The sequence below is a fragment of the Paractinoplanes deccanensis genome (assembly GCF_016862115.1).
Classification (GTDB): Bacteria; Actinomycetota; Actinomycetes; order Mycobacteriales; family Micromonosporaceae; genus Actinoplanes; species Actinoplanes deccanensis.
On sequence record NZ_BOMI01000160.1, the window covers coordinates 1 to 26072 of the forward strand.

Sequence of the window (26072 nt, forward strand, 5' to 3'; positions counted from 1 at the left end):
CGGCGGGGTTGGGCGGGCGCGGCGGGGTTGCGCGGGCGCGGCAGGGTTGCGCGGGCGCGGCAGGGTTGCGCGGGCGCGGCGGGGTTGCGCCAGCAAGGCGTGGCTGTGGAGGTGGGGCGTGACCATGCAGCGGGGCGGGTCGCGTGAGCGGGGACCGCGCGGCCGCCGCGGAGCCGCCCGGTGCTGGGCTCGTTCGGGTGAGCGGGTGATCGGCACAATGGGGCATGGTCAAGCGCAGCGTGCCTCAGAAGGATCCGGCCTCGTCGATCGCGGTGCCGCCGGAACTGGGTGCGTCGAGTGTGGCCGTGCGCGTCACGCCGGGCGCCGGGCGTACCAGGGTCGGGGGTCGCTATGAAGGGCCGCACGGGCCCGCGCTGATCGTTGCCGTCGGGGCGCCCGCGGTGGACGGCAAGGCCACCGAGGCCGTGCGCCGTGCCCTGGCCGACGCTCTCGGGGTGCGGGCCGCCGCGGTCGAGCTCAAGGTGGGCGCGACCAGTCGCGACAAGGTGTTCACCGTGCGGGGGGCCGGGGTCGCCGAGCGGCTTGCCGTGCTGCGCGACGGCCCGCCCGCATGACCGGCGACCTCGACGTCGCCCTGCTCATCGGGGCCGCCGTGCTGCTCGTGGCCGTCGGCGCCGTGCGGCTCTCCACCCGGCTGGGGCTGCCCAGCCTTCTCGTCTACCTCGGTATCGGCATGATCATCGGGGAGGCGGGGCTCGGCATCCGCTTCGACGACGCCGAGCTCACCCGCACGCTCGGGTTCTGCGCGCTCATCGTGATCATCGCGGAGGGCGGGCTGACGGCGCGGTGGAGCACGCTGCGGCCGGTGCTGGGGCTCTCCGCGTCGCTCGCCACGATCGGGGTGGCCGTCAGCATCGCGGTGGTCGGTCTCGCCGTACACGTCATCCTTGATCTGCCCTGGCAGTTGGCCCTGCTCTACGGTGCCGTGCTGTCGTCGACCGACGCCGCGGCCGTCTTTGCCACGCTGCGCCGCCTGCGGCTGCCGCCTCGCCTGGTGGCCACGCTCGAGGCCGAGTCGGGCATGAACGACGCCCCGGTGGTCCTGCTGGTCGTCCTGCTCAGCGCCACCGGGCCGGAGGGGCATCACGCCTGGTGGTACGAGCTGCTGATCGTCGCCTACGAGCTGGCGGCGGGCGCGGCGATCGGCTTCGCGGTCGGCGCCGGTGGCCGCTGGCTGTTGCGGCACGCCGCCCTGCCGTCCGCCGGGCTCTATCCCATCGCGGCCGTCGGTCTGACCGTCCTGGCGTACGCGGCCGGGGCCGTCGCCCACGCGTCCGGGTTCCTCGCCGTCTATGTGGCCGGGGTGGTGCTCGGCAACGGCCGCATCCCGCACCGCCGGGCGATCCTCGGCTTCGCCGACGGGCTGGCGTGGGTGGCGCAGATCGGCCTGTTCGTGCTGCTCGGCCTGCTCTCGTCGCCGCAGCGGCTGGACAGCGCGCTGGTGCCGGCCCTGGTGGTCGGCGTGGCGCTGGTGCTGCTGGCCCGCCCGCTGTCGGTGATCGTCGCCGCCGTGCTGGCCCGCCCGGTGCGTGGCCCGCGGCGTCCCGGCAACCGGGTCGGCTGGCGGGGGACGGCCTTCCTGTCCTGGGCGGGGCTGCGCGGCGCCGTCCCGATCGTGCTGGCCACGATCCCGCTCTCGGCCGGCACGCCGGGCGCCGTGGGGCTCTTCGACGCCGTCTTCCTGCTGGTCATCATCTTCACGCTGCTCCAGGCCACCACGCTCGGCCCGGCGGCGCGCCTGCTGCGGGTCACCGCCCCGGCCGAGGCCGCCGAGGTGCACGTGGAGGCGGCGCCACTGGAACGCCTCAACGCCGACCTGCTGCACATGGAGGTCACGCCCGGGTCGCGCCTGGCCGGCGTGCACATCGACGAGCTGCGCCTGCCCGAGGGGGCGTCGGTGAGCCTGGTCGTCCGGGACGGCGCCGGCTTCGTGCCGGGTCCGGACACCCGCTTGCGTACGGGGGACGAGCTCTTGATCGTCGCGACCGCCGCGGCGCGGGACGTGGCCGAGCGCCGCCTGCGCGCGGTGAGCCGGCGGGGCCGCCTGGCGCGCTGGTTCGGCGAGGACGGCCGGGAGGAACCGCGCTGATTCGTCGCTCCGGTTGTCGGTGGTCGATACGTTCCGTATCCTTGCGGTCCTCCGAGAGTGCGCGGCTGCCGAGTTCGGCCGCGCCGTTTGTGCAGGTGGGGGAAGAATAACCCCGGCGCTTGGGGCGTACGCCGCCTCAGCTGACAAAAAGGGACAGAGGGGCCGGATGGGACGCCGGCCTCCCAGCACGCCGATCGCCGCGCCGAGCGCGGCCGAGGGAGCGACGATGGCCAAGGCAACCGACACCGCGGGCAAGCGGACGCGCAGCGCCGCCGAGACGGAGAAGATCCGGGTCGCGCTGGTCGAGCGGCGCGACGAGCTCCAGGCCGAATACGCACAGTCGCTCAGCGAGATCACCGAGTTGGCCCGCGACCGGATGGCCGACTCCGCGGGCGACGACCAGGCCGACGCCGGCACCAAGACGTTCGAGCGTGAGCAGGAGATCACTCTGGCGAACAATCTGCTGGAGAGGATCAATCAGGTGGAACGCGCCATCGACCGCCTCGGCGAGGGGAACTACGGTTGGTGCGAGCGGTGCGGCAACCCGATCCCGGTCGAGCGACTGGCGGCGTTCCCCTCCGCGACTCTCTGTGTGTCCTGCAAGCAGCTGGAGGAACGACGCTGAACGCCGACGAGGCGACGGGCGCGACCACGGTGGACGAGCCGGAGCCGGGACCCCGTCCCGGATTCAGCCGTGCCGCCGTGACGGTGCTCGCCGTCACCGCCGTGGTGGCCGTGGCCCTCGATCAGTGGGTCAAATGGCTCTCCACCGAAAACCTGACCGAGGGCGAGCCCGTCCGCATCCTCGGCGGCCTCATCTACCTGTCGCTGCTGCGCAACAGCGGCGCCGCCTTCAGCTTCGGCAGCGGATACACGTGGGTCTTCCCGGTGATCACCCTCGTGGTGATCGGCTGGATCACCTACATGGCGACGAAGCTGCGCTCGCTGCCGTGGGCCGTCGCGCTCGGGCTCGTGCTCGGCGGCGCCCTGGGCAACCTCGGCGACCGGCTGTTCCGCGCGCCGAGCCCGTTCCACGGCCACGTGGTCGACATGTTCAGCCTCTTCGGGCCGTACGCGGAGTACTTCGCCGTGTTCAACATCGCCGACGCGTGCCTGAGCGTGGGCGTCGTGCTGGCGGTGCTCCTCGAGCTCACCGGCCGGCAGCGGGACGGCAGCCGCCTCGTACGCAAGAAGGCCGAGAAGAAGTGACCTCACAGCGATCCCTGCCCGTGCCCGACGGGCTCGACGGCATGCGCCTCGACCAGGCCGTGTCCCGTCTCTTCGGGCTGTCCCGCACGGCCGCGGCCACCCTGGTGGAGGCCGGCGACGCGCTGGTCGACGGCATCCCGCGGCCCAAGAGCGACAAGGTCTCGGCGGGCGCCTGGCTCGAGGTGACGCTGCCCTCGCCGGTCAGCGAGCAGCCGCCGGTCGTGGCCCAGCCGGTGCACGGGCTCAAGGTCATCTACAGCGACGACGACATCGTGGTGGTGGACAAGCCGGTCGGCGTGGCCGCCCACCCGAGCCCCGGCTGGACCGGGCCCACCGTGGTCAGCGGCCTCGCCGCCATGGGGCAGAACGTGGCGACCAGCGGCGCCGCCGAGCGGCAGGGCATCGTCCACCGGCTCGACGTCGGCACCACCGGGCTCATGGTCGTGGCCAAGAGCGAGATGGCGTACAGCGTCCTCAAGCGCGCCTTCAAGGAGCGCGAGGTGGAGAAGCGCTACCACGCGGTCGTGCAGGGTCACCTCGACCCGCTGCGGGGCACCGTCGACGCGCCGATCGACCGGCACCCCACCGCCGACTACAAGTTCGCGGTGATGTCCGGCGGCAAGCCCAGCGTGACCCACTACGACACGCTGGAGGCGTTCCGCGCGGCCAGCCTCGTCGACGTGCGGCTCGAGACCGGCCGCACCCACCAGATCCGGGTGCACTTCTCGGCGCTGCGCCACCCGTGCGTGGGCGACCTCACGTACGGCGCCGACCCCACCCTGGCGGCCCGGCTCAAGCTCAACCGGCAGTGGCTGCACGCCCGCGAGCTCGCCTTCCTGCACCCGCGGACCCACGACGAGGTGCGCTTCGTCAGCGACTATCCCGACGACCTGAAGTACGCCCTCGACGTCCTTCAGGACGCGGCCTGACCCGATGGGCCCCGCCCAGCGGGTGCGCTTCTCCGGAGCGTCCTACGCCCGCGTCGCGGTGGCCTGCGCCGCCGTCACGGCGGTCGCCGTGCTGGTCGGCGCGCTCTGGCTGAACCGGCGCGAGGCGGCGCCGGCCGGCGACCCGAGCGACGTGGTCCGGGTCGGTGTCGTGCAGGGGCAGACCGTGCCCGGCTACCTCGGCTCGTCGCGCACCGAGCTGCGGGCGCTGGCCGACCCGTCGGCACCGGCCAGCGGCGACACCTGGGCGCTGGTGAGCCTGTCGGAGTACGTGCCGGCCGGCCGGCTGGCCGACCTGTTCGACGGCACGGCGGTGGCTCAGGTGTACGCCCGGGTGCCGGTGCCCGAGCAGCACACCCAGGTGGTGCGGATCCCGGTCTACCGGCTTCCCGCCGACGTGCTCACCGGCATGCTCGACGCGGCGCTGCTGCGCGACCAGGAGAAGGCGTCGTACGAGCAGCTGGCCGCGAGGCTGCCGGCCACCGAGGCGCGCGCCCGGCAGGCGTACGCGGTGGCGGCGCGCACGGCGGCGGTGGAGGCCGCCGCGTACCGCTCGGGGTGCTCCTGTGTCTTCGCGGCCGTGGTGCGCGGGGCGCCGGCGGCTCTGCAGGGCGTCGCGGCCCGTTCCGGGGTGCGGGCGGTCGATCCGGCCCCCGAGGTGCGCAGCCTCGACCGCACGGAGTTCCGGCCACCGCTGCCGGAGCAGACGGGCACCGTGCCGCCGTCCTCCGCGCCGGCTGTGCCAACCGCGTCGGTGGGCATTGCCTCGCCCGCGTCGGCGCCGATAAGGTCGTCGCCCGGGGCCGCTGTGACATCTGACTCATCCCGGGTCTCTCCGGACCCGAGCGACCCTTCCGTCTCGGCATCGGAGGATCTTTCTGCCGTACCCTCTGCGTCAGACGCGACCGCTGCTCACGGTGCGACCAGCGCCTCGGCGGCAGCACCCTGAGCCCCGTGGAGACCGTTAGGTCTCTAGTCGGTGCACGGGCAGTGGCCCATTCGCGGTTGGCTCCGTAGCCTGTCAGGGGCGAGGAGCCCGGGCGTGGGCACCACCGAGAGACATGGGCAGGGAGGACTGAGCCGTGGAGGGGACCGAGACCGGCTGGGGCCGGCCTGCGGAACCAGCCCCGCGATGGCGGGCGCTGCTCGACCGCGCCCGGCACGGTGCCCGCAACCCCGACGACCAGCCGGAGCAGGAGCGGGAGGCCCCGCCGCCGCAGCAACCCCAGCAGTACGGGTCGCCCCTGCCCACCCGGCGGCCGGTCAACCCCCTCGATCCGCGGGGGGCGTCCTACGGCTCCCGCTACGACCAGCATCCGGCCGAGCCCGCGCCGCCGCCGGTGGAGCAGCAGCGGCCGATGCCACAGCGGCCGATCAACCCGCTCGACCCGCGCTGGCAGGCGCGCGCGCAGCCGGCCGCCCCGCCTCCGCCGGTCGCCCCGCCTCCCGAGCCCACCAGCTTCTTCGGACCGTCGCGGCAGGCGCCGCCGCAGCCGCAGCCTCAACCTCAGCCCCGCGACTATCCGCAGGTGCGGGCGTCCGCGGCCGCGCCGGTCATGCAGCCGCCCCCGATGGCGCCGCCCGCTCCGCCCCCGATGGCCCAGCCCGCTCCGCCCCCGATGGCCCAGCCCGCCGCTCCGCCGCCGCGCGTGGCGCCCTCGCCGATCTCGCCGGCCGGCGCCCGCATCGAGTGGCGGCAGACCCGCGCCGACGACGAGATGGCCCGCGCCGTCTCGGTGATGCGGCGCACGCTGGGCAAGCCGCGGGTGCTGGCCTTCGCCAACCCCAAGGGCGGCGTGCACAAGACCACCGCGACCGTGCTCGCGGCCGCGACCATCGGCAGCGTCCGTGGCCGAGGCGTGCTGGCCTGGGACGACAACGAGCTGCGCGGCACGCTGGGCCTGCGGGCCGGCAGTGCGCGGCACGCCCGCACCATCAAGCACCTGCTCGCCGACCTCACCCAGATCGAAGATCTGCACGGCGACGCGCTGCTCCAGGAGCTCGACGGCTATCTGCGGCATGCCTCCGACGGCTCGTACGACGTGCTGGCCGGCGAGGAGAACCCGCGCTTCGCCCAGCGGCTCGACCAGGACACGGTGCGCCGGGTGATGGACCTGCTGCGCCGCACCCACGACGTGATCTGCGTCGACACCGGCAACAACGTCGAGAGCGTCAACTGGCAGACCGTGATGCGCCAGGCCGACCAGCTCGTGATCACCACGGTGCCCCGCGAGGACGCCGCGTTCACCGCCGACTGGATGCTCGACGTGCTCGACGAGAGCGGCATGGGCGATCTGGTGTCCAACGCGGTGACGTTGATCTCGTGCCCCTCGCCCGGGCCGCTGCCGCTGCTCAACGACTTCGCCAAGCACTTCGCCACGCGCACCCGTGCGGTGGCCGTGGTGCCCTACGACCCGGCCCTGGAAGTGGGCTCCTCGATCGAGTACGCGGACCTCCAGCAGGAGACGCGCACGGCGTGGCTCAAGGCCGCGTCTGTGATGATCGAGCCATTCGCCGAGTGACACGCGTTTCCCCCTCGTTCTTGTCGTAGGGGCCCGCTAGAGTTCTGGCGTTCCTACAACTTCAGGGGGGTCCGGAGTGTCTGACTCGTTCGTGCATCTCCACGTGCACACCGAGTATTCGATGCTCGACGGGGCCGCCCGGGTCAAGGAGCTCTTGGCCGAGGCCGCCCGGCTGGGCATGCCCGGCGCGGCCATCACCGACCACGGCAACATGCACGGGGCCTACGACTTCTACACCCAGGCCAAGGCCGTCGGCGTGACCCCGGTGATCGGTGTCGAGGCCTATGTCGCGCCCGACTCCCGCCTGATGAAGAACAGGGTCAAGTGGGGCCGCCCCGAGCAGAAGGGCGACGACGTCTCCGGCAACGGCGCCTACACCCACATGACCATGTGGGCGCGCAACGCCGTCGGGCTCAAGAACCTCTTCCGGCTCAACTCGCGGGCCTCGATGGAGGGCCAGCTCGGCAAGTACCCGCGCATGGACTTCGACATCATCGCCGAGCACGCCGAGGGCATCATGGGCACCACGGGCTGCCCGTCCGGCGCGGTGCAGACGCGGCTGCGGCTGGGTCAGTTCGACGAGGCGCTCAAGTCCGCCGCGATGTACCAAGAGGCGCTCGGCAAGGACAACTACTTCCTCGAGATCATGGACCACGGCCTCTCCATCGAGCGCCGGGTCCGCGACGGGCTCCTCGAGATCGGCAAGAAGCTCGGCATCCCACCGCTGGTCACCAACGACTCCCACTACACGTACGAAGCGCAGGCCGAGGCCCACGACGTGCTGCTCTGCGTGCAGACCGGCAGCAACATCGCCGACCCCAACCGGTTCCGCTTCGACGGGGCCGGCTACTTCGTCAAGTCGGCCGACCAGATGCGCGCCGTCGACTCCTCCGAGGCGTGGCTCGAGGGCTGCCGCAACACGCTGCTCGTCGCCGAAAAGGTCGACACCGAGGGCATGTTCACCTTCAAGAACCTGATGCCCCGGTTCCCGATCCCCGACGGCTACACCGAGGAGGAGTACTTCCGGCACGTCGCCTTCGAGGGCCTGCGCAACCGCTTCCCCGACGGCATCCCCGAGACCCACGTCAAGCAGGCGGAGTACGAGCTCGGCGTCATCATCGAGATGGGCTTCCCGGCGTACTTCCTCGTGGTCGCCGACTTCATCCAGTGGTCCAAGCGCAACGGCATCGCCGTCGGCCCCGGCCGCGGCTCCGCGGCGGGCTCGCTGATCGCGTACGCGATGGGCATCACCGACCTCGACCCGCTGCCGCACGGCCTGATCTTCGAGCGGTTCCTCAACCCCGAGCGCATCTCGATGCCCGACGTCGACATCGACTTCGACGAGCGCCGGCGCGGCGAGGTCATCAAGTACGTGACCGAGCGCTGGGGCGAGGACAAGGTCGCCCAGATCGCCACCTTCGGCACGATCAAGGCCAAGGCCGCGATCAAGGACGCGGCCCGGGTGCTCGGCTACCCGTTCGCCGTCGGTGACCGCATCACCAAGGCGCTGCCGCCCGACGTCATGGGCAAGGGCATCCCGCTCTCCGGCATCTTCGACAAGGAGCACAAGCGCTACAGCGAGGCCGGCGAGGTCCGCACGCTCTACGAGCAGGACCCCGACGTCAAAAAGGTGATCGACACCGCGCGCGGCATCGAGGGCCTGATCCGCCAGACGGGTGTGCACGCGGCCGGCGTCATCATGAGCGCCGAGCCGATCATCGACCACATCCCGCTCATGCGCCGCCCCGCCGACGGTGTGATCATCACGCAGTTCGACTATCCGACCTGCGAGACCCTCGGCCTGCTCAAGATGGACTTCCTGGGCCTGCGCAACCTGACGATCATCGACGACGCCAACAAGAACATCGAGCTCAACCACGGCAAGAAGCTCGACCTGCTGGCGCTGCCGCTCGACGACGTCAAGGCGTACGAGTTGCTGGCCCGCGGCGACACCCTGGGCGTGTTCCAGCTCGACGGTGGGCCCATGCGCTCGCTGCTGCGGCTCATGAAGCCCGACAACTTCGAGGACATCTCCGCGGTCCTGGCGCTCTACCGGCCGGGTCCGATGGGCGTCGACTCGCACACCAACTACGCGCTCCGCAAGAACAAGCTCCAGGAGATCACCCCGATCCACCCGGAGCTGGAGGAGCCGCTGCGCGAGATCCTCGAGCCCACGTACGGCCTGATCGTCTATCAGGAGCAGGTGCAGCGCGCCGCGCAGATCCTCGCCGGCTACTCGCTCGGCCAGGCCGACCTGCTCCGCCGGGCCATGGGTAAGAAGAAGAAGGAGATCCTCGACAAGGAGTTCGTGCCGTTCCAGCAGGGCTGCCTGGAGCACGGCTACTCCAAGGAGGCCATCCAGGCGGTGTGGGACGTGCTGGTCCCGTTCGCCGGCTACGCGTTCAACAAGGCCCACTCCGCGGCGTACGGCCTGGTCTCCTACTGGACGGCCTACCTCAAGGCGCACTACCCGGCCGAGTACATGGCGGGTCTGCTCACCAGCGTCGGCGACGACAAGGACAAGATGGCGATGTACCTGGCCGAGTGCCGGCGCATGGGCATCCAGGTCCTGCCGCCCGACGTCAACGAGTCCGCCGGCCCGTTCACCCCGGTCGGCAAGGACATCCGCTTCGGCCTCGCGGCGGTCCGCAATGTCGGGCACAACGTGGTCGACGCGATCCGGCGGTGCCGCGACGAAAAGGGCAAGTACCAGGACTTCTACGACTTCCTGTCCAAGGTCGACGCGATCGCCTGCAACAAGAAGACCGTGGAATCCCTGATCAAGGCCGGCGCCTTCGACTCGATGGGGCACAGCCGCAAGGGCCTGCTCGCCGTGCACGCCGAGGCGATCGACGCGTACGCGGACGTGAAGCGCAACGAGGCGGCGGGCCAGTTCGACCTGTTCGGCGCGTTCGGCGACACCGAGGGCGGCAGCGCGGCGACGGTGGCCATGCCCCCGATCACCGACGACGAGTGGGACAAGCGCGACAAGCTGGCCTTCGAGCGCGAGATGCTCGGCCTGTACGTCTCCGACCACCCGCTCGCCGGCCTCGAACAGCTCCTCCAGAACGCGGCCGACACGACGATCGCGGCGCTCAACGAGGAGGGCTCGGTCCCCGACGGCCAGGTGGTGACGCTCGCGGGCATCCTCACCGGTGTGCAGCGGCGCATCACCAAGCAGGGCCGCGCGTGGGCCTCGGCCACCCTGGAAGACCTGGCCGGTGGGGTGGAGGCGCTGTTCTTCCCCAACACCTACGAGGTGATCGGGCAGTTCATCGCCGAGGACGCCATCGTCGTGGTGAAGGGCCGCGTCGACCGGCGCGACGACACCCCGCGCATCATGGCGATGGACATGTCGCTGCCCGACGTCAGCCACAATCCCGACAGCAAGCCGGTCACCCTGACCATGCCGATCACCCGCTGCACGCCGCCGCTGGTCTCCGAGCTCAAGGAGATCCTGACCAGCCACCCCGGCGACTCCGAGGTGCACGTCCACCTGCAGAACGGCAGCCGCACCACGGTCCTGCGCCTGGGCGCGGTGCGCGTCGCCCCGACCCCGGCCCTCCGAGCCGACCTCAAGATGATCCTCGGCCCGTCCGCGGTGGCCTGACCCGGCGCCGCTTGGCCGGGCGCGCCCGAGCGGGACGCCGCACAGGAGAACCTGGCAGGATCGTGGGGTGAACGCGAGTCAGGAACCGGCACACCCGCAGCAGCCCGGCCCGCCTCCGCCGGACCCTTCCGGCGGCGCACCGGCCTGGTCCGGAGACCAGGCATGGGCCGGGGGAGTGACCGGACCCGGTGGCGGTTACGGGCTCGCGCATCCCTCCGGGCCGGGCGACGTCGACGGCTACCCGCTCGGCGTGGTGGCCGAGCGGACGGCGCGGCGCCCGTGGCGGCGCACCCTCGTGGTCTCGGTCTCCATGTGCCTGCTGATCCTGGCGCTCGGCGCGCCGCTGGGCCTGCTGTGGGCGTGGCTGGCGCCGTCCGTGCCCGTCGTCGGCATCGGGCATGGCGACATCACGTTCAACGACCCGTCCCCCGAGGAGTACATCGCCGCCGACGGCTGGTTCACCCTGCTCGGCCTCGGCTTCGGCCTGCTCGTGGCGATCGCCGCCTGGATGGTGCTCCGCCGCGACCGCGGCCCCTACCTGCTGCTAGGCGTCGTGGCCGGCGCCCTGGGCGCCGGCTACCTGGTGGCACCCCGGATCGGCGAGATGATCGGCCGCGGCGACTACCAGCACTGGCGCGACACCGCCCAGCAGGGCGCCACCTACCTGGCCCCGCCCGAGGTCCACTCTCTGGGCCCGTTGCTGGTGCCGGCCTTCGCGGCTGCGATCGCCCTTACGCTCATGGCGGGCTGGTCCAACGACCCGGACCTGGATGCGCCTGGCGCTCGGCCGGGCTATGGGCCCAACACGGACGAGCCGGCGCTCGATGGTCCCGAGCCGGGCTATGGGCCCGGTTCCGGGTACGGGCTTGGTTCCGGCTTTAGTACCGGTTCCGGTCACGGCCCCGGTTCTAGTCACGGCCCCGGTTCCGGTTAGGCCCCGGTTCTAGTCACGGCCCGGTTCTGGTCACGGCCCGGTTCCGGCCCCGGCCCCGGTTCCGGTCATGGCCCCGGTTCCGGTCATGGCCCCGGCCCCGGCCCCGGCCCCGGCCCCGGTTCCGGCCCCGGCCCCGGTTCTGGTCACGGTGCCGGTTCCGGTCATGGTGCTGGTTCCGGTCCCGGTCACGGTGCCGGTTCCGGTCACGGGTCCGATGCTGGGCCGGGCTCCGGGTCCTCCTGGCCGGGGCAGTCCTCGGCGGGGCCGCACTCCGCGAATCCGGCCGCTCCCTCGCGGCCTGGCATGGCCCCAACCGGAAAGCCGGTCGAGCCGCCTCGCGGCTAGGCCCGCGTGGCGCATGGCCCCAACCGGAAAGCCAATCGAGCCGCCTCGCGGTTAGGCCTGTGCGGCGCCACCCGCGCGGCGTTCGGCCACGGGCCTTGCGCGGCGTTGGTGGTGTTCCTGCACGGAACTGGGGTGCTCCTTACGCGGGCTGGGTGAGCTGTCCTCGTGTGAGGACATCACCTCCGTCACCGCCTCCGCCGTCCCCTTGATTCGCAAATCGGATTTGTCCGGCATGAGTGCGGCGGCGAACGCGCACCGCCGAGGCCGGGTCATGAGTGGTCACGGCAACGGTCGGCGTCCCGAGGTTTCTGCCCCCACTCACTCTCCGCGGCGATGCGGTCTCAGGCAGCCGGCATGCTCCCGGGTTCAGCCGGCGGGCACACCCCCGGACGGTGTGGCCGTGGATATCAGCTACGTCCGCCTGTGTGCCCGGATCGGGCGGGGAGTGAGAGTCAGTTCGGGCTGGCGGGGCGGGCCAGGTCTGACAGGGGGACCGGGACGGCTCGGACGCGGGCCAGGAGGCCGGACTCGCGATTGAGGAGTTTGAGCTCGGTGCGCAGGCGGGCCGCGGTGTCGGGGGCGGCCAGCAGAGTCTGGCGCTCCTCGGTGGTGAGCTGGGCGGTGGCCGCGATCAGGTGGGAGAGCACCGTCGGGTCGGCGGGCACGGCGTCGAGGGCCTCGGAGTCGGGGCGCAGGAGCTCGAGGTAGGCGCGGAAGGCGGCCAGGGCCCGGGGTGCCAACAGCTCGGCTGTCTCGTCGGGGGACTCGTCGGGGAGCCATTCGACGTCGGCCGTCAGGTAGGGCTCGTCGCCCTGGATCACGTCTTTGACGAGGAAGCGGCGGCGGCCGACGGTCATGATGTCGTAGCGGCCGCCGGGGAGCTCGGTGACCTGGCGCAGCTCGGCGGTGCACCCGACCTGGTAAATGTCGTCGGCGCCGATCGGGGGCGGTGGGGAGGAGGGGCCGTCGCCGTCACCGGTGTCGGGGGCGGGAGCCTCGGCGCCGCGGCGGAGGGTGACCACGCCGAACTCGTGCGGGTCGTCGGCGGGGCCGGCCACCAGCTCGCGCACGAGGGCTCGGTAACGCTCCTCGAAGATGTGCAGGGGGAGCACCAGGCCCGGGAACAGCACCGTGCCCAGAGGGAACACCGGCAGCCGCTTGCTCACCAGCTCAGCCTAACGGTCACCGGACCATGGTCAACCATCACCATCCACACAAAAGACGGCGCGCGGCGGCGGCGGGGGTACGGCGGGGGTATGGGGGCCCGCGGCGGCGGTGGGGTATGCGGCGAGGGGATGGGCCCGCGGCGACGGTTGGGCTGTGCGGCGAGGGAGAGGGCGGCGCGCGGTGGCGGTGGCGCACGGCGAGCGACGGGGCGGCGCAGTGCGGCGGTGGCGCGCGGTGGCGGTGGCGCACGGTGGCGGTGGCGCACGGTGGCGGTGGCGGACGGCGAGCGACGGGCCGGCGCAATGCGGCGGTGGCGCGCGGTGGTGGTGGCGCGCGGTCGTTGTGGCAGTGGCGCGCGGCGAGGGATGACGTGGTGGGCGGCGAAGCAGAGGTGGGAGGGCGGCGCGCGGAGGGTGGGGGATCCCACGTCCTGGTCCGGGCTGCGGCGATGGTGAGGAGCGGGAGTAGGCAGCCTAAACTTGTCACCGTGCTGAATCGGACCGACCTGCGTGGCTCCCGGCGGGACCCGCGTGGACTGCTGCCCCGTGCCCAGCTCGACGTCTCCGTGGCTGTCGAGCAGATCCGCCCGGTTGTCGAGGCGGTTCATCGGCATGGGTTCAGCGCGATCCGGGAGGCGACCGAGCGGTTCGACGGGGTCCGGCTGGAGCGGCTGCGGGTCGCCAAGGCCGACATCGACGCGGCGGTGGAGAGCCTTGAGCCCGAGGTGCGGGCGGCGCTGCTCGAGTCGATCAAGCGGGCTCGCAAGGTGCACGCGGATCAGCGGCGCACCGACGTCACCACCAAGGTGGTCGACGGGGGCACCGTGACCGAGCGCTGGATCCCCGTACAACGTGTGGGCCTCTATGTTCCTGGGGGTCTTGCCGTCTATCCCTCCACCGTGGTCATGAACGTGGTGCCCGCGCAGGAGGCCGGCGTCGAGGGGCTCGTCGTGGCGAGCCCGCCGCAGAAGGAGAACGGCGGCCTGCCCGACTCGCGGGTGCTGGCGGCGTGTGCGCTGCTCGGGGTCGACGAGGTGTACGCGGTGGGTGGCGCCCAGGCGATCGCCATGCTGGGGTACGGCTCGGACGGCGCGGACGAGGGTGACCGCTGCGAGCCGGTCGACGTCATCACCGGGCCGGGCAACATCTGGGTGACCGCGGCGAAGCGGCTGCTTCAGGGCACCGTGGGCATCGACGCCGAGGCCGGGCCGACCGAGATCGCGATCCTCGCCGACGAGACGGCCGACCCGCGGCACGTGGCGGCCGACCTGATCAGCCAGGCGGAGCACGATCCGCTGGCCGCGAGTGTGCTGGTCACCGACTCCGAGGCGCTGGTCGAGGCGGTCGAGGCCGAGCTTTCGCAGATGGTGACCGCCACCAAGCACGCCGCCCGGGTGCAGACCTCGCTGACCGGCGAGCAGTCGGGCGTGGTGCTCGTCGACGACCTCGAGCAGGGGCTGCGCGTCGTCGACGCGTACGCGGCGGAGCACCTGGAGATCCAGACGCGTGACGCGCGGCAGTGGGCCATGCGGGTCCGCAACGCCGGCGCGATCTTCGTGGGGGCCTGGTCGCCGGTGTCGCTCGGTGACTACGCGGCGGGGTCCAACCACGTGCTGCCCACCGCGGGATGCGCGCGGCACTCGTCGGGGCTCTCCGTCCAGTCGTTCCTCAAGGGCGTGCACGTCATCGAGTACGACGAGGCGGCGCTCCGCGACGTCGCGGGCCACGTGGTCGCGCTCGCCAACGCCGAGGACCTGCCGGCGCACGGCGAGGCCGTTCAAGCTCGCCTTCAGTCGGGTGCAGGCCGCTCGGAGGGGAGGTCCGCATGATCGACGATCTCCCCATCCGGGACGATCTGCGGGGCAAGTCGCCGTACGGCGCGCCGCAGCTCGACGTGCCCGTGCGGCTCAACACGAACGAGAACTCGTACCCCGTGCCGGACGACGTGGTCGAGGCGATCGGCAAGGCCGTCCAGGCGGAGCTGCGCGACCTCAACCGCTACCCGGACCGTGACGCCGTCGCGCTCCGCACCGAGCTGGCCGGATACCTCGGCCACGGCCTCACCGCCGCGAACGTGTGGGCCGCCAACGGGTCGAACGAGGTGCAGCAGCAGCTGTTGCAGACGTTCGCCGGCCCGGGGCGTACGGCGCTCGGCTTCGGCCCGTCGTACTCCATGCACCCCCTGCTCGCGCAGGGCACCGGCACCCGCTGGATCGGCGCGCTCCGTGACCCCGACTTCGGCCTGCGGCCCGAGGCGGCGGTCGCCGAGATCGAGAGGCACGACCCGGACGTGGTCTTCGTCTGCTCGCCGAACAACCCGACCGGCACCGCGCTCGACCCGGCGGTGATCGACGCGGTGCTCGGCGCCGCCCGCGGCATGGTGATCGTCGACGAGGCGTACACGGAGTTCGCCCGGCCCGGCACGCCGAGCGCGCTGACCCTGCTGCCGGGGCACCCGCGCCTGGTGGTGAGCCGGACGATGAGCAAGGCGTTCGGGTTCGCCGGTGGGCGGCTCGGATACCTGGCCGCCGACCCGGCCGTGGTCGACGCCGTGCAGCTCGTGCGGCTCCCGTACCACCTCTCCTCGATCACCCAGGCCGCCGCCCGCGCCGCCGTCGTGCACCGCGACTCGCTGCTCGCGACCGTGGAGGCGATCAAGGAGCAGCGCGACCGGATCGTCACCACGCTGCGCGGCCGCGGCGTCAAGGTGGCCGACAGCGACGCGAACTTCGTGCTCTTCGAGGTCGGCGGCGATCAGAAGGTCGCGTGGCAGCGGCTGCTCGACCGGGGTGTGCTGGTCCGCGACGTCGGTCTGGCAGGCTGGCTGCGGGTCACCGCGGGCACGGAGGCGGAGACCACCGCATTCTTGGAGGCTTTGCAGTGAGTCGCACCGCGCGCATCGAGCGCGTCACCAACGAGACCAAGGTGCTGATCGAGATCGACCTCGACGGCACGGGCCAGGGCGACCTGAACACCGGTGTGGGCTTCTACGACCACATGCTCAACCAGCTCGCCAAGCACGGCGGCTTCGACCTGACGGTCCGCACCGAGGGCGACCTCGAGATCGACTCGCACCACACCATGGAGGACACCGCGATCGCCCTCGGCGAGGCCTTCGCCCAGGCGCTGGGCGACAAGCGGGGCATCCGGCGGTACGGGTCCGCGACCATCCCGATGGACGAGGTGCTGGTGCGTGCCGCCGTCGACCTGTCCGGCCGGCCGTACGTGGTGCACGACGAGCCCCTGCTGACGCCGTACATCGGGCCGGTCTACGCGACCAGCATGACCCGGCACATCTTCGAGGCGTTCGGCCACGCGGCCAAGGTGACGCTGCACGTCGACGTGCTGCGGGCCTGCCGGCCGGGCGGCCACCCGGACGCGCACCACGTGGTGGAGGCGCAGTTCAAGGCGTTCTCCCGGGCGCTGCGCGAGGCCGTCGAGATCGACCCGCGCAACGCCGGCCAGCTCCCGTCCACCAAGGGCGTGCTGTGATGGCCGTCGTTCTCTTCATCGTCGCCGGCTTCCTGGTCGGCGGCGTCATCCAGCTGATCAAGTCGGGCGCCACCAAGTTCAGCATCGGGCTGGTCGGCGTGCTCGCCGCCCTGGCCGTCGCGGGCGGCATCGCCTGGCTGCTTCCGGGGGACAACTGATGAGCGGGCCTGACGTCGTCGTGCTCGACTACGGGTCGGGCAACCTGCGCTCCGCCGAGCGGGCGGTCGCCCGCACCGGCGCCCGGGTCACGGTGACCAGCGATCTGCACGCGGCGGCGGAGGCGGACGGCCTCGTCGTGCCGGGCGTCGGGGCGTACGCGGCCTGCATGGCCGGCATCGACGAGATCGACGCCGGCCCGATGATCGCCGAGCGGGTCGCCGCCGGCCGCCCGGTGCTCGGCATCTGCGTGGGCATGCAGATCCTCTTCGACTCGGGCGTCGAGCACGGCGTCGAGACCAAGGGGCTCGGGCTGCTGCCGGGCGTGGTCAACCGGCTGACGGCCGAGCGCATCCCGCACATGGGCTGGAACACCGTGGACATCGCGGACGGCTCGGCCCTGCTCGCCGACCTGCCCGAGGACGTGCGGTTCTACTTCGTGCACTCGTACGCCGCCTCGGATCTCGAGGTTCTGCGCGAGGCCGGCGCCAAGGTGACCACGGCGAGCCACGACGAGCCGTTCGCCGCGGTCGTCGAGATGGGTGCGCTCAGCGCCGCGCAGTTCCACCCGGAGAAGTCCGCCGACGCGGGCTACGGGCTGCTGCGCAACTGGGTCTCCGGTCTGTCGTAGATGTCCAAGGAGAGAGCGCGACGCCGCGCCGAGCGGCTCGCCGTGCTCGAGAAGGAGAAGGCGGCCCGCGCCCGCAAGGTCGCCCGGCGGGAGCGGCGCCGCTCGCTCGTCACCAAGCTCACCCCGCGGGTCGGCAGCTCGGGCACGCTGTACCGGCGCAGCCGGGGCGAGCGCCTCGGCATCGTGCTGCTGACGCTCGCCGCCATCGCCGCGATCTGGCTGTGGGTGCCCGAGATGCCGCTGCGCATCCTCCTCACCGTGCTGATCGTTCTCGCCGCACCGGCCCTCGTGGTCGTCGTCCTGGGCCGCAAGGCCGGATAACGTCGTCGTCCTCGGCCGCAAGGCCGGATAACAGGGAGAAACCCATGACACTCGCTCTGCTGCCCGCCGTCGACGTGGCGGACGGCCAGGCGGTACGCCTCGTCCAGGGCGCCGCCGGCTCGGAGACCGCCTACGGCGACCCGCTGGAGGCCGCGCTCGCCTGGCAGAACGACGGCGCCGAGTGGGTGCATCTGGTCGACCTCGACGCGGCGTTCGGCCGGGGCTCCAACGCCGCGCTGCTCGCCGACGTGGTGGCGCGGCTCGACGTCAAGGTGGAGCTCTCCGGCGGCATCCGCGACGACGAGTCGCTGACCCGGGCGCTCGCGACCGGCTGCGAGCGGGTCAACATCGGCACCGCCGCGCTGGAGGACCCGGAGTGGTGCGACCGGGTCGTCGGCGAGTACGGCGACCGCGTCGCGATAGGGCTGGACGTGCGCGGCCGTACCCTCTCGGCGCGGGGCTGGACCCGCGACGGCGGCGACCTGTACGAGGTGCTGGCCCGGCTCGACAAGGCGGGCGCGTCGCGCTACGTGGTCACCGACATCACCAAGGACGGCACGATGCGCGGGCCGAACCTCGACCTGCTGCGCGAGGTGTGCGCCGCCACCGACAAGCCCGTGATCGCCAGCGGCGGCGTGTCCACGCTCGACGACCTGCGGGCCCTCGCCACGCTGGAGCCCGTCGGCGTCGAGGGTGTGATCGCCGGGAAGGCGCTCTACGCGGGCGCGTTCACGGTTCGTGAGGCGCTCGACGCCCTCGCCCAGGCCTGACGCAGCGCCGCCTCCGCCGCCCCGATCGCCGGGCGGGCGGCGGAGGCCTCGCGCCACGCGATCACCACGCGCCGCCGCGGTTCCGGATGCAGGCGCACCACCCGTACGCCCGCCGGAAGTGCGGCCGATCGCGCCAGCCGGGGGATGACCGCGACGCCCAGCCCCGCGGAGATCAGCGTCAGCTGGGTCTCGAACTCGCCGACGTGAAAGTCGGGCTGCACGCCGGGCATCACCCGCAGCAGCCACTCGTGGCAGATGTCGCCGGCCTTCGCCGCGATCCACCGCTCGTCGCGCGCCCGCGCCAGGGTCACCGACTCGCCGAACCGGTGGCCGGTCGGCACGATCAGGTCGGCGACGTCCCAGCCCAGCTCGACGTGGGTGATCCCGCTCGGGTAGCGCAGCGCCACCTCGGGCCAGTCGTCGAGCACCGCCAGGTCGACATGACCCCGGTGCAGCATCTCCAGGCCCTCGTGCGGGTTGACCTCCACCAGACCCGTCGACAGCTGCGGGTGGTCGGAGGCAAGACGATGCAACGCGTACGGCAGGAGCGCGCGGCACGCGGTGGCGAACGCCGCCACGGTCAGCCGCCCGATCACCGTGTCCCGGTGGGCGGCCAGCGCCGCCTCGGCCTCGTCGACGGTCGCGAGCACCTTTTCGGCGTGCCGGGCGAGCACCTGGCCGGCCTCGGTGAGCCGCAGCCGCCGGCCGTCCTTCTCGACCAGTGTGGCGCCGGTCTCGCGTTCCAGCTTGGCCAGCTGCTGTGAGACGGCGGACGGCGTGCAGTGCAGCGCCTCGCCGGCCGCCAGCACGGTCTTGTAGCTGGCCACGGCGTGCAGCGCCCGGAGGCGGCCCAGGTCAATCATGTAGTGAGGCTACATCGTTGCTTGAGTAATTTTCGCTGGTGCTTAACGGTTGCGCTGACCAGGCTCGAACCATGAGATCACGCGACATCGGCATCGCGGTCGCCGTCACCGCCGTCTGGGGCTTCAACTTCGTCGTCATCGAGACCGGGCTCGACCACTTCCCGCCGCTGCTGTTCAACGCGCTGCGCTTCACCCTGGCCGCGTTCCCCGCGCTATTGTTCGTGGGCCGCCCCCAGGTGCCGTGGAAGTGGATCGTCGCGGTCGGCCTGATCCTCGGCGTCACCAAGTTCTCGCTGCTCTTCGCGGGCATGGCGGCCGGCATGCCCGCGGGCCTCAGCTCCCTGGTGCTGCAGAGCCAGGCGGTCTTCACGATGGGCTTCGCGGCGCTGCTGCTGCGCGAGCGCCCACACCCCGTACAGATAGGTGGTCTTGTGCTCGCCGCCGGTGGCGTGGCGCTGGTCGCGACCCGGATGGGCACGAACCTCGGCGCGTTCCTCCTGCTCATCGGCGCCGGCGCGGCCTGGGGGCTGTCCAACGTCGCGACCCGCAAGGCGTCGCCGCCGGACACGCTGCGGTTCATGGTCTGGGTCAGCGCGGTCGCGTCCGGCCCGCTCATCGTGCTGTCGCTGCTGGTCGACGGGCCGTCGGCCGGCCTCTCCGCGCTGCGCGCGTTCGATCTCGAAGCCCTCTGGGCCCTGACGTACGTCGCGCTGATCTCCACGCTTGCGGGCTTCGCGGGCTGGGGCTTCCTGCTCCAGCGGTACGGTGCCGGCACCGTCGCGCCGTTCTCGATGCTCATCCCGTTCTTCGGCATGGCGTCGGCCGCGATCTTCCTCGGTGAGCGCGTCCACGCGATCGACGTCGCCGGGGGCGTGCTCGTGGTGGGCGGCATCCTGCTCGGGCTGACCGCGTCCCGGACCGCGGGAAGGCCGGCGGCGGCCTTGGTTAGGGTTGGAGCATGACGGTTGCCGTGCGTGTGATTCCCTGCCTCGACGTGGACGCCGGCCGGGTGGTCAAGGGAGTCAACTTCGTCGACCTGCGCGACGCGGGCGACCCGGTCGAGCTCGCCGCGGCCTACGACGCGGCCGGCGCCGACGAGCTGACCTTCCTCGACGTGACCGCCTCGTCTGCCGGCCGCGGCACGATGCTCGACGTGGTGCGGCGCACGGCCGAGTCGGTCTTCATCCCGCTGACGGTGGGCGGCGGCGTCCGCTCGGTCGAGGACGTGGACGTGCTGCTGCGCGCGGGCGCCGACAAGGTGGGCGTCAACACGGCGGCGATCGCCCGCCCCGCGCTGATCAGCGAGATCGCCACCCGCTTCGGCAACCAGGTGCTCGTGCTCTCGCTCGACGTGCGCCGCTCCACCGACCAGCCGAGCGGCTGGGAGGTCACCACCCACGGCGGCCGTCGCAGCGCCGGCCTCGACGCCATCGAGTGGGCCCGCACGGTGGCATCCCTGGGCGCGGGCGAGATCCTGCTCAACTCGATGGACGCGGACGGCACCAAGGCCGGCTTCGACCTCGACCTGATCGCCGCGGTCCGCGCCGTCGTCGACATCCCGGTCATCGCCAGCGGCGGTGCGGGCGAGGTCGCCCACTTCGCGCCGGCGGTGGCCTCGGGCGCCGACGCGGTGCTGGCGGCGAGCGTCTTCCACTTCGGAGACCTCACGATCGGCGAGGTGAAGGAGAGTTTGCGCGCGGCCGGCAACCCGGTCCGCTAGCGGCCGTCGGCGAGTCTGATGCTGTATTCGCGGACCGCTGCCGCGTAGGTCTGCTCGTCGAGGCTCCAGCCGGAGTCGCCGGGCTCGGCGGCGCGGTTGAGCTGGGCCTGCAACGTCATCACGGCCGACGAGAGGCCGCTGAACGGGCGGGTGCGCCACAGCTGCTCGCCGGCGGGAGCGACCTCGACCAGGTCGTCCTCGACGACGATCAGGCCGGCGCCGGCGAGGCGGCGCACCGACTCCTCGAGCTCGGCGCGGCTCGGCACGCTGTGGTGCAGGAAGTCGGCGGCGGCCAGCAGGTCGGCCAGGCTCGCGCCGGTCACCGGCAGGGCCGCGTGCATCGCCCGGTCGCGCTCGAGGCGCTCGGCGATGACCGCGGACACGAAGATCCAAGCGTCGTTCCACTGCCAGCTGCCCGCCCCCATGCGGCAATGATGCCGCGACGCACCCGCGCCCGGAAGCGAATGTGTCGCGATGATCACAAGACTGTGATGCAACGGGCGGGGTGCAAAACCGAGTCAGCGGGGCAGATCGCGCCGTCCAATCCGGACACATCGCCGCAGAGTGTCCGTCCGGTGAGTGAGCGTGTATGAACCCGGATGAGTGACGCCACTCAATGGGCCAGCGCCGGCCGGGCCGCGCCGCTCGGCACCGTGCACAGCGGCAGGAACAGCTGCACGAGAGGGCCGATGGCCAGCGCGTATGCAATGGTGCCGATGCCCACCGTACCCCCGAGCAAGAACCCAACCCCCAGGATCAGCACCTCGATCGTGGTACGGACGAGCCGGATCGACAGGCGCGGGAACCGGCCCACCAGTCCCGTCATCAGGCCGTCGCGCGGGCCCGGCCCGAACCGGCTGCCGATGTAGAGGCCGGTGGCGAGCCCGTTCAGCAGGATGCCGCCGACCAGATAGCCGACCCGGGCGGGCATCGTGCCGCCGGCGGGCAGCGCGGCGAGGGCACCGTCGACCGCGAAGCCGACCACGACCAGGTTGGCGATCGTGCCGAAGCCGGGGCGCTGCCGCAGCGGGATCCAGAGCAGCAGCACCGGGACGCCGACGAGGATCACCACCCAGCCGAGGCTGACGCCGGTCACCTCGGACAGCCCCTGGTGGAAGACGTCCCACGGGTTGAGCCCGAGCGCGGACTCGACCATGAAGGCCATGCTGACGCCGTAGAGCACGAGGCCGGCGAAGAGCTGGACGGTCCGGCGGGTGAGACGACGATCTCGGTTGCCACTCGGTTGCATGGGTGCCACTCTGAAGGCCAATTGTGGGAACCTGAAGTGCCAATTCGCCGGAGGTGGATGTGACCACGACGATACGAGGGGGCCAATTGGGCCGCCTGCTCGGTCAGTGGCATTCCCTGCCGGGCCGGCACCGCAGTCCCGACTACGCGGCCCTGGCCGCCGCGGTGCGCGGGTTGCTCTCCGACGGGCGTCTGCCTTTGGGCGTACGCATGCCCGCCGAACGCGAGCTGGCAGAGGCGCTCGCCGTGAGCCGCACGACGGTCTCAGCCGCGTACCGCACCCTGCGGGAGAGTGGCCATCTGACCAGCCGGAGGGGCGCCGGGAGCTGGACCACCCTGCCGAACGGGCACCGGGTCGCCCCGTCGGGCCTGTGGGCGGCCGGCGACGACCACGACATGATCGACCTCGGGGTGGCGGCCTCCGCGGCCCCCGCCGAACTGGTCGCGGCGGCCCACGAAGCGGCGTCCGACCTGCCGCGCTACCTGGGCAGCGCCGGCTACCACCCGACCGGCCTGGGCGAGCTGCGCGAGGCCGTGGCGGCCGGCTACCGGGACCGGGGCGTGCCCACGTCGGCCGAGCAGATCCTCATCACCGGCGGCACCCAGCAGGCCCTCGACCTGGTGCTGCGCCTGTCGGTGCCGGCCGGCTCGCCGGTGCTCGTCGAGGCACCCACCTATCCGAACGCCCTGGCGGCCCTCTCGGCGCGCCGGGCCCGCCTCAGCACCCACGGCCTCGACACCGTCACCGGCTGGGACGGCGAGATGCTGCTCGGTGCGCTGCGCCAGACCCGGCCCAGGGTCTCGTACGTGATCCCGGAGTTCCACAACCCCACGGGTCACCTGATGAGCAGCGACCTGCGCGAACGCCTGGTGGCCACGGCACACGCGACGGGCACCGAGCTGATCGTGGACGAGTCGTTCGTCGACCTGGCCCTGGACGACCTGGAGATGCCACCGCCGGTGGCCGTCTTCGACCGCCACTCCCGGGTGGTGTCGATCGGTGGCATGAGCAAGGCCTACTGGGGCGGCCTCCGCATCGGCTGGGTGCGCGCCTCGGCCCCGCTGGTGCAGCGCCTGGCCGCCATCCGCGTCGGCGTCGACATGGCCAGCCCCGTCCTGGAACAGCTGGTGGCGGTGCACCTCATGCACCAGGCGACGCAGATCGTGAAGGCCCGCCGCGAAGAGCTGCGCACCCAGCGGGACGCCCTGGTCGCGGCCCTGCGCACGGCCCTGCCCGAGTGGAGCTTCGTGCACCCGGCGGGCGGCGTCTGCATCTGGGCAGAGCTCGACGGCCCGATCTCCAGCGCCCTGTCCCGAGCCGCCGAGGACGTGGGCGTCCGCCTGGCCCCCGGCCCTCGCTTCGGACTGGACGGCACGCTGGAGCGCTTCCTGCGCCTGCCCTTCACCCTCCCGGCCGACGAGCTGACCGAGGCCGTCCGCCGCATCGCCACGGTCCGCCACGACCTGGACCGCACCCCCGGCCCGTCCTGGCGCACCCCCGCCGTCATCGCCTGACCAGACGCGACCGGCTTGCGGCTGCGCTGCCTCGCGGTGGCCGGCTTGTGGCTGCGCTGGCTGGCGGTGGCCGGCTTGCGGTTGCGCTGGCTGGCGGTGGCCGGCTTGTGGCTGCGCTGGCTGGCGGTGGCCGGCTTGTGGCTGCGCTGGCCGGCGGCGACCGGCTTGTGACCGGCCGTGACCGACTTGTGGCCGCGCTGGCCGTCCGCGACCCGCCGCGGCCGCGCTGGCGCGGCATCCGTCACTCCACGTTCCGACGGCGCTCGGTCGGCCGTCGCGCCTACCACCACGGTCGTCCGAGCCGGGGCGTGTCCCGGCTTCGGGGTGTCGTCAGACCAGCCAGGTGCCGTTGCGCATGAGGGTGCGGCCGGCCAGCTCGTTCACCTCCCGCCAGGCTTGGATGCGCTCCGGGCGCAGCAGCAGGAAGACGTAGGAATCGCCGGCGGTGCGGGGATCCCAGTCGTTCTGGGCGGCGTAGGCCTCGCCGATCTCGCCCGCATCGGCGACGGGGATCGTCTTTTCCAGCGTGGCGTCGATCAGCACGACGTCGCGGGTGGCGCCGAGGGCGACGCGCGCGCGGCCGTGGGCGGTGAGGTTGCGGGCGGTGGGGCTGCTCGCGTCGGTGGCGAGCACGACGCGCTCCTCGCACCAGGCGGCGGTCAACGGCACCAGATAGGGCTCGTCCCCGTCGGCGGTCGCCACCCACGCGTCGGCGACCGGGGCGTGGAGTTTCGCCAGCACGTCTGCCTTGCGGGCCTCGGGGGACCGCGGTTGTTCGGCCATCGCCGACCTCCTTCACTTGCGGGTCTTTCTACCAGCACCCACCGACACTTTTCGGCCCCGCGAGCGTGCTGGTGATGGGGGTAGGGGCGGCGCCGTGAAAGTGCTTGCGGTGGGGGTGCGGCGGCACCGCGAGAGCCTCTGCGGCGAGGGCTGGGATGTCGCCGCGAAAGCGTTCGCGGTGAGGTGGGGCGCGAGAGTGGTCGTGGTGGCGGTGGCGGTGGGGCGGCGCGAGTGGTTGCGGTGAGGCGAGGGTGGCGCTGCGAGGGTGGTTGCGGTGGGCGGCGGCGGTGGCCCGGCGGAAGTGGTGGGGGTAAGGCGGCGGTGGCGCCGCGAGAGTGCTCCCGACGAGGGCGGGCGCGCCGCGGTGAGGGAGGCGCGCCCGGCGCTCGCCTACTGCGGGTCGCCCTGGTACAGGCCGATCACGTTGCCGTCGGTGTCGCGGAGGGTGGCTGTGGTGGCGCCGCCGCCGACGGGCTTGGCGGGCTGGTCGAGGGTGGCACCGGCGGCTGTCAGGGTTCGGATGGTCGCCTCGATGTCGGGGACGTGGTAGTACGTGATCGGGCCGGCGGCCACGTCGCCGTGGGGGTTGAGGCCGATCTCGGGGGAGTTGGCGGGGCGGAAGCCCACGTAGTACGGCTCGTCGACGTAGGGCTGGGTGCCGAGCAGGTCCGCGTAGAGGGCCTTCGCGGCGGCCAGGTCCTTGACGGGGATGGTGATCGTACGGATGGGCATGGGTCCTCCTCTGTCACAGCGGGCCGGGGCGGCCCGTCACCACGTATGACGGACGCCGGGCGAGAGGTGTGACGATGAGCGAGCTGGACCTGTTGGCGGAGCGGTTCGAGCAGGACAGGCGGCATCTGCGGGCGGTCGCGCAGCGGATGCTGGGTTCGGCCGACGAGGCCGAGGACGCGGTGCAGGAGACCTGGGTGCGCCTGAGCCGCGCCGACACCAGCGACGTCGGCAACCTGACCGGCTGGCTCACCACCGTCGTCTCCCGGGTCTGCCTCGACATGCTGCGGTCGCGGGCCGCGCGGCGGGAGGAGCCCGCCGAGATTCCCCCGATCGCGTACGACGACGCGCCCGGCCCGGAGCAGCAGGCGCTGGTCGCCGACGCGATCGGGCCGGCCCTGCTCCTGGTGCTCGACACGCTCGGGCCGAGCGAGCGGCTCGCCTTCGTGCTGCACGACATGTTCGCCGTGCCGTTCCCCGAGATCGCGGAGATCGTCGGGTGTACGCCGGCGGCGGCGCGCCAGCTCGCCAGCCGGGCGCGGCGCCGCGTGCGAGGTGAGGAGGTTCCCGGTGACGACGATGTCGCGCGCCGCCGGGCCGTGGTCAGCGCGTTCCTGGTGGCCGCGCGTGGCGGCGACTTCGAGGCGCTGCTGACCCTGCTCGACCCGGATGTGGTGCTCCGCGCCGACCCCGAGGCCGTGCGGATCGGGGCGACGGCCGTGCTCACCGGCGCGCACGAGGTGGCCGGCCGCTTCAACGGCGGCGCCCAGTCGGCGCGCCTAGCCCTGCTGGACGGGGAGCCGGGCCTGGTCTGGGCGGTCGGCGGCAAGGTGCGGGTGGCCTTCCTCTTCGGCTTCACCGGCGACCGCGAAACCGGCGACCGCGAGACCGGCGACCGCGAGACCGGCGACCGCGAGATCGGCGGGCGCGAGATCGGCGGGCGCGAGATCGGCGGGCGCGAGATCGGCGGGCGCGAGATCGGCGGGCGCGAGATCGGCGGG

At 72.6% G+C, this 26072-nt stretch carries 28 protein-coding genes; 22 read left to right on the forward strand and 6 right to left on the reverse strand.

The features are described 5' to 3' along the window. Positions 1–239 precede the first annotated feature (239 nt). The 9 genes from Ade02nite_RS38930 to Ade02nite_RS38970 all read left to right on the forward strand — a co-directional run bounded on the left by Ade02nite_RS38930 (position 240) and on the right by Ade02nite_RS38970 (position 11332). Positions 240–575 carry a DUF167 domain-containing protein gene (locus Ade02nite_RS38930; RefSeq protein WP_239169366.1) on the forward strand — a complete coding sequence of 112 codons (336 nt, stop codon included), beginning with the start codon at positions 240–242 and terminating at the stop codon, positions 573–575. Beyond that, the gene (locus Ade02nite_RS38935; RefSeq protein ID WP_203774937.1) at positions 572–2110 is read left to right on the forward strand and encodes a potassium/proton antiporter; all 1539 of its coding nucleotides are present in this window, start codon (positions 572–574) and stop codon (positions 2108–2110) included. The genes Ade02nite_RS38930 and Ade02nite_RS38935 overlap by 4 nt, the downstream gene beginning before the upstream one ends. Positions 2111–2336: 226 nt before the next feature. Next, positions 2337–2735, forward strand: a complete 399-nt coding sequence (locus tag Ade02nite_RS38940) for a TraR/DksA family transcriptional regulator (protein ID WP_203774939.1) — start codon at positions 2337–2339, stop codon at positions 2733–2735. Next, complete coding sequence (lspA, locus tag Ade02nite_RS38945) at positions 2636–3319, forward strand: signal peptidase II (protein WP_379037034.1); 684 nt, start codon at positions 2636–2638, stop codon at positions 3317–3319. Before Ade02nite_RS38940 ends, lspA begins: the two co-directional genes overlap by 100 nt. Before the next feature lie 41 nt (positions 3320–3360). After that, the gene (locus Ade02nite_RS38950; RefSeq protein WP_239169368.1) at positions 3361–4248 is read left to right on the forward strand and encodes an RluA family pseudouridine synthase; all 888 of its coding nucleotides are present in this window, start codon (positions 3361–3363) and stop codon (positions 4246–4248) included. A gap of 4 nt (positions 4249–4252) precedes the next feature. Then, the gene (locus tag Ade02nite_RS38955; protein WP_203774943.1) at positions 4253–5215 is read left to right on the forward strand and encodes a hypothetical protein; all 963 of its coding nucleotides are present in this window, start codon (positions 4253–4255) and stop codon (positions 5213–5215) included. Positions 5216–5348: 133 nt separating this feature from the next. After that, the gene (locus Ade02nite_RS38960; protein WP_203774945.1) at positions 5349–6788 is read left to right on the forward strand and encodes a MinD/ParA family ATP-binding protein; all 1440 of its coding nucleotides are present in this window, start codon (positions 5349–5351) and stop codon (positions 6786–6788) included. 76 nt (positions 6789–6864) lie between these two features. Continuing rightward, positions 6865–10398: a DNA polymerase III subunit alpha gene (gene dnaE, locus Ade02nite_RS38965; protein WP_203774947.1), complete on the forward strand. Its 3534-nt coding sequence runs from the start codon at positions 6865–6867 to the stop codon at positions 10396–10398. A 175-nt stretch (positions 10399–10573) separates the two neighbouring features. Further along, positions 10574–11332 (forward strand): hypothetical protein, encoded by a 759-nt coding sequence (locus Ade02nite_RS38970; RefSeq protein WP_203774949.1) that lies wholly within the window; start codon positions 10574–10576, stop codon positions 11330–11332. Positions 11333–12129: 797 nt separating this feature from the next. Here Ade02nite_RS38970 and Ade02nite_RS38975 read toward each other — a convergent pair. Continuing rightward, positions 12130–12843, reverse strand: a complete 714-nt coding sequence (locus Ade02nite_RS38975) for an LON peptidase substrate-binding domain-containing protein (RefSeq protein WP_203774951.1) — start codon at positions 12841–12843, stop codon at positions 12130–12132. A gap of 488 nt (positions 12844–13331) precedes the next feature. On the opposite strand from Ade02nite_RS38975, the gene hisD reads away from it, so the two are divergent. The 7 genes from hisD to priA are packed head-to-tail and all read left to right on the forward strand — an operon-like array spanning position 13332 to position 18213. Then, entirely contained in the window at positions 13332–14672 is a 1341-nt protein-coding gene (gene hisD, locus Ade02nite_RS38980; RefSeq protein WP_203774953.1) for a histidinol dehydrogenase, read from the forward strand. Continuing rightward, positions 14669–15727, forward strand: a complete 1059-nt coding sequence (locus Ade02nite_RS38985) for a histidinol-phosphate transaminase (RefSeq protein WP_203774955.1) — start codon at positions 14669–14671, stop codon at positions 15725–15727. Before hisD ends, Ade02nite_RS38985 begins: the two co-directional genes overlap by 4 nt. Beyond that, the gene (gene hisB / locus Ade02nite_RS38990) at positions 15724–16335 is read left to right on the forward strand and encodes an imidazoleglycerol-phosphate dehydratase HisB (RefSeq protein WP_203774957.1); all 612 of its coding nucleotides are present in this window, start codon (positions 15724–15726) and stop codon (positions 16333–16335) included. Before Ade02nite_RS38985 ends, hisB begins: the two co-directional genes overlap by 4 nt. After that, positions 16335–16493: a CG2302 family histidine operon protein gene (locus tag Ade02nite_RS38995; protein WP_203774959.1), complete on the forward strand. Its 159-nt coding sequence runs from the start codon at positions 16335–16337 to the stop codon at positions 16491–16493. Before hisB ends, Ade02nite_RS38995 begins: the two co-directional genes overlap by 1 nt. Further along, on the forward strand, positions 16493–17122 hold the full coding sequence (hisH, locus tag Ade02nite_RS39000; protein ID WP_203774961.1) for an imidazole glycerol phosphate synthase subunit HisH: 630 nt from the start codon (positions 16493–16495) through the stop codon (positions 17120–17122). The genes Ade02nite_RS38995 and hisH overlap by 1 nt, the downstream gene beginning before the upstream one ends. Beyond that, complete coding sequence (locus Ade02nite_RS39005) at positions 17123–17443, forward strand: hypothetical protein (RefSeq protein WP_203774963.1); 321 nt, start codon at positions 17123–17125, stop codon at positions 17441–17443. 44 nt (positions 17444–17487) lie between these two features. Next, the gene (gene priA, locus Ade02nite_RS39010) at positions 17488–18213 is read left to right on the forward strand and encodes a bifunctional 1-(5-phosphoribosyl)-5-((5-phosphoribosylamino)methylideneamino)imidazole-4-carboxamide isomerase/phosphoribosylanthranilate isomerase PriA (protein ID WP_203774965.1); all 726 of its coding nucleotides are present in this window, start codon (positions 17488–17490) and stop codon (positions 18211–18213) included. Here the strand turns inward: priA and Ade02nite_RS39015 are convergent. Beyond that, positions 18159–19076 carry a LysR family transcriptional regulator gene (locus Ade02nite_RS39015; RefSeq protein ID WP_203774967.1) on the reverse strand — a complete coding sequence of 306 codons (918 nt, stop codon included), beginning with the start codon at positions 19074–19076 and terminating at the stop codon, positions 18159–18161. The two genes, priA and Ade02nite_RS39015, sit on opposite strands and share 55 nt — an antisense overlap. Before the next feature lie 71 nt (positions 19077–19147). Here Ade02nite_RS39015 and Ade02nite_RS39020 point away from each other — a divergent pair, with 71 nt between their 5' ends. Together Ade02nite_RS39020 and hisF are read left to right on the forward strand one after the other, a co-directional pair. Next, positions 19148–20038 carry an EamA family transporter gene (locus Ade02nite_RS39020; protein WP_203774969.1) on the forward strand — a complete coding sequence of 297 codons (891 nt, stop codon included), beginning with the start codon at positions 19148–19150 and terminating at the stop codon, positions 20036–20038. Further along, on the forward strand, positions 20035–20796 hold the full coding sequence (hisF, locus tag Ade02nite_RS39025; protein WP_203774971.1) for an imidazole glycerol phosphate synthase subunit HisF: 762 nt from the start codon (positions 20035–20037) through the stop codon (positions 20794–20796). Before Ade02nite_RS39020 ends, hisF begins: the two co-directional genes overlap by 4 nt. On the opposite strand, the gene Ade02nite_RS39030 is transcribed toward hisF, so the two are convergent. Both Ade02nite_RS39030 and yczE read right to left on the reverse strand, forming a co-directional pair. Continuing rightward, entirely contained in the window at positions 20793–21221 is a 429-nt protein-coding gene (locus tag Ade02nite_RS39030; RefSeq protein WP_203774973.1) for a hypothetical protein, read from the reverse strand. The genes hisF and Ade02nite_RS39030 overlap by 4 nt on opposite strands. A gap of 188 nt (positions 21222–21409) precedes the next feature. After that, positions 21410–22045: a membrane protein YczE gene (yczE, locus tag Ade02nite_RS39035; RefSeq protein WP_203774975.1), complete on the reverse strand. Its 636-nt coding sequence runs from the start codon at positions 22043–22045 to the stop codon at positions 21410–21412. A 59-nt stretch (positions 22046–22104) separates the two neighbouring features. On the opposite strand from yczE, the gene yczR reads away from it, so the two are divergent. Beyond that, positions 22105–23559, forward strand: a complete 1455-nt coding sequence (yczR, locus tag Ade02nite_RS39040; RefSeq protein WP_203774977.1) for a MocR-like transcription factor YczR — start codon at positions 22105–22107, stop codon at positions 23557–23559. A 36-nt stretch (positions 23560–23595) separates the two neighbouring features. After that, positions 23596–23730: a hypothetical protein gene (locus tag Ade02nite_RS50470; RefSeq protein WP_275409981.1), complete on the forward strand. Its 135-nt coding sequence runs from the start codon at positions 23596–23598 to the stop codon at positions 23728–23730. Between the two features lie 159 nt (positions 23731–23889). On the opposite strand, the gene Ade02nite_RS39045 is transcribed toward Ade02nite_RS50470, so the two are convergent. Then, on the reverse strand, positions 23890–24342 hold the full coding sequence (locus Ade02nite_RS39045) for a pyridoxamine 5'-phosphate oxidase family protein (protein ID WP_203774978.1): 453 nt from the start codon (positions 24340–24342) through the stop codon (positions 23890–23892). 94 nt (positions 24343–24436) lie between these two features. On the opposite strand from Ade02nite_RS39045, the gene Ade02nite_RS39050 reads away from it, so the two are divergent. Further along, positions 24437–24586, forward strand: coding sequence for a hypothetical protein (locus tag Ade02nite_RS39050; RefSeq protein WP_203774980.1), 150 nt, complete (start codon positions 24437–24439; stop codon positions 24584–24586). Positions 24587–24732: 146 nt separating this feature from the next. Here the strand turns inward: Ade02nite_RS39050 and Ade02nite_RS39055 are convergent, their stop codons facing one another. Then, complete coding sequence (locus Ade02nite_RS39055) at positions 24733–25074, reverse strand: VOC family protein (protein WP_203774982.1); 342 nt, start codon at positions 25072–25074, stop codon at positions 24733–24735. A 74-nt stretch (positions 25075–25148) separates the two neighbouring features. On the opposite strand from Ade02nite_RS39055, the gene Ade02nite_RS39060 reads away from it, so the two are divergent. Then, the coding region (locus Ade02nite_RS39060) for a sigma-70 family RNA polymerase sigma factor (RefSeq protein ID WP_203774984.1) at positions 25149–26072 on the forward strand (924 nt) is incomplete at its 3' end.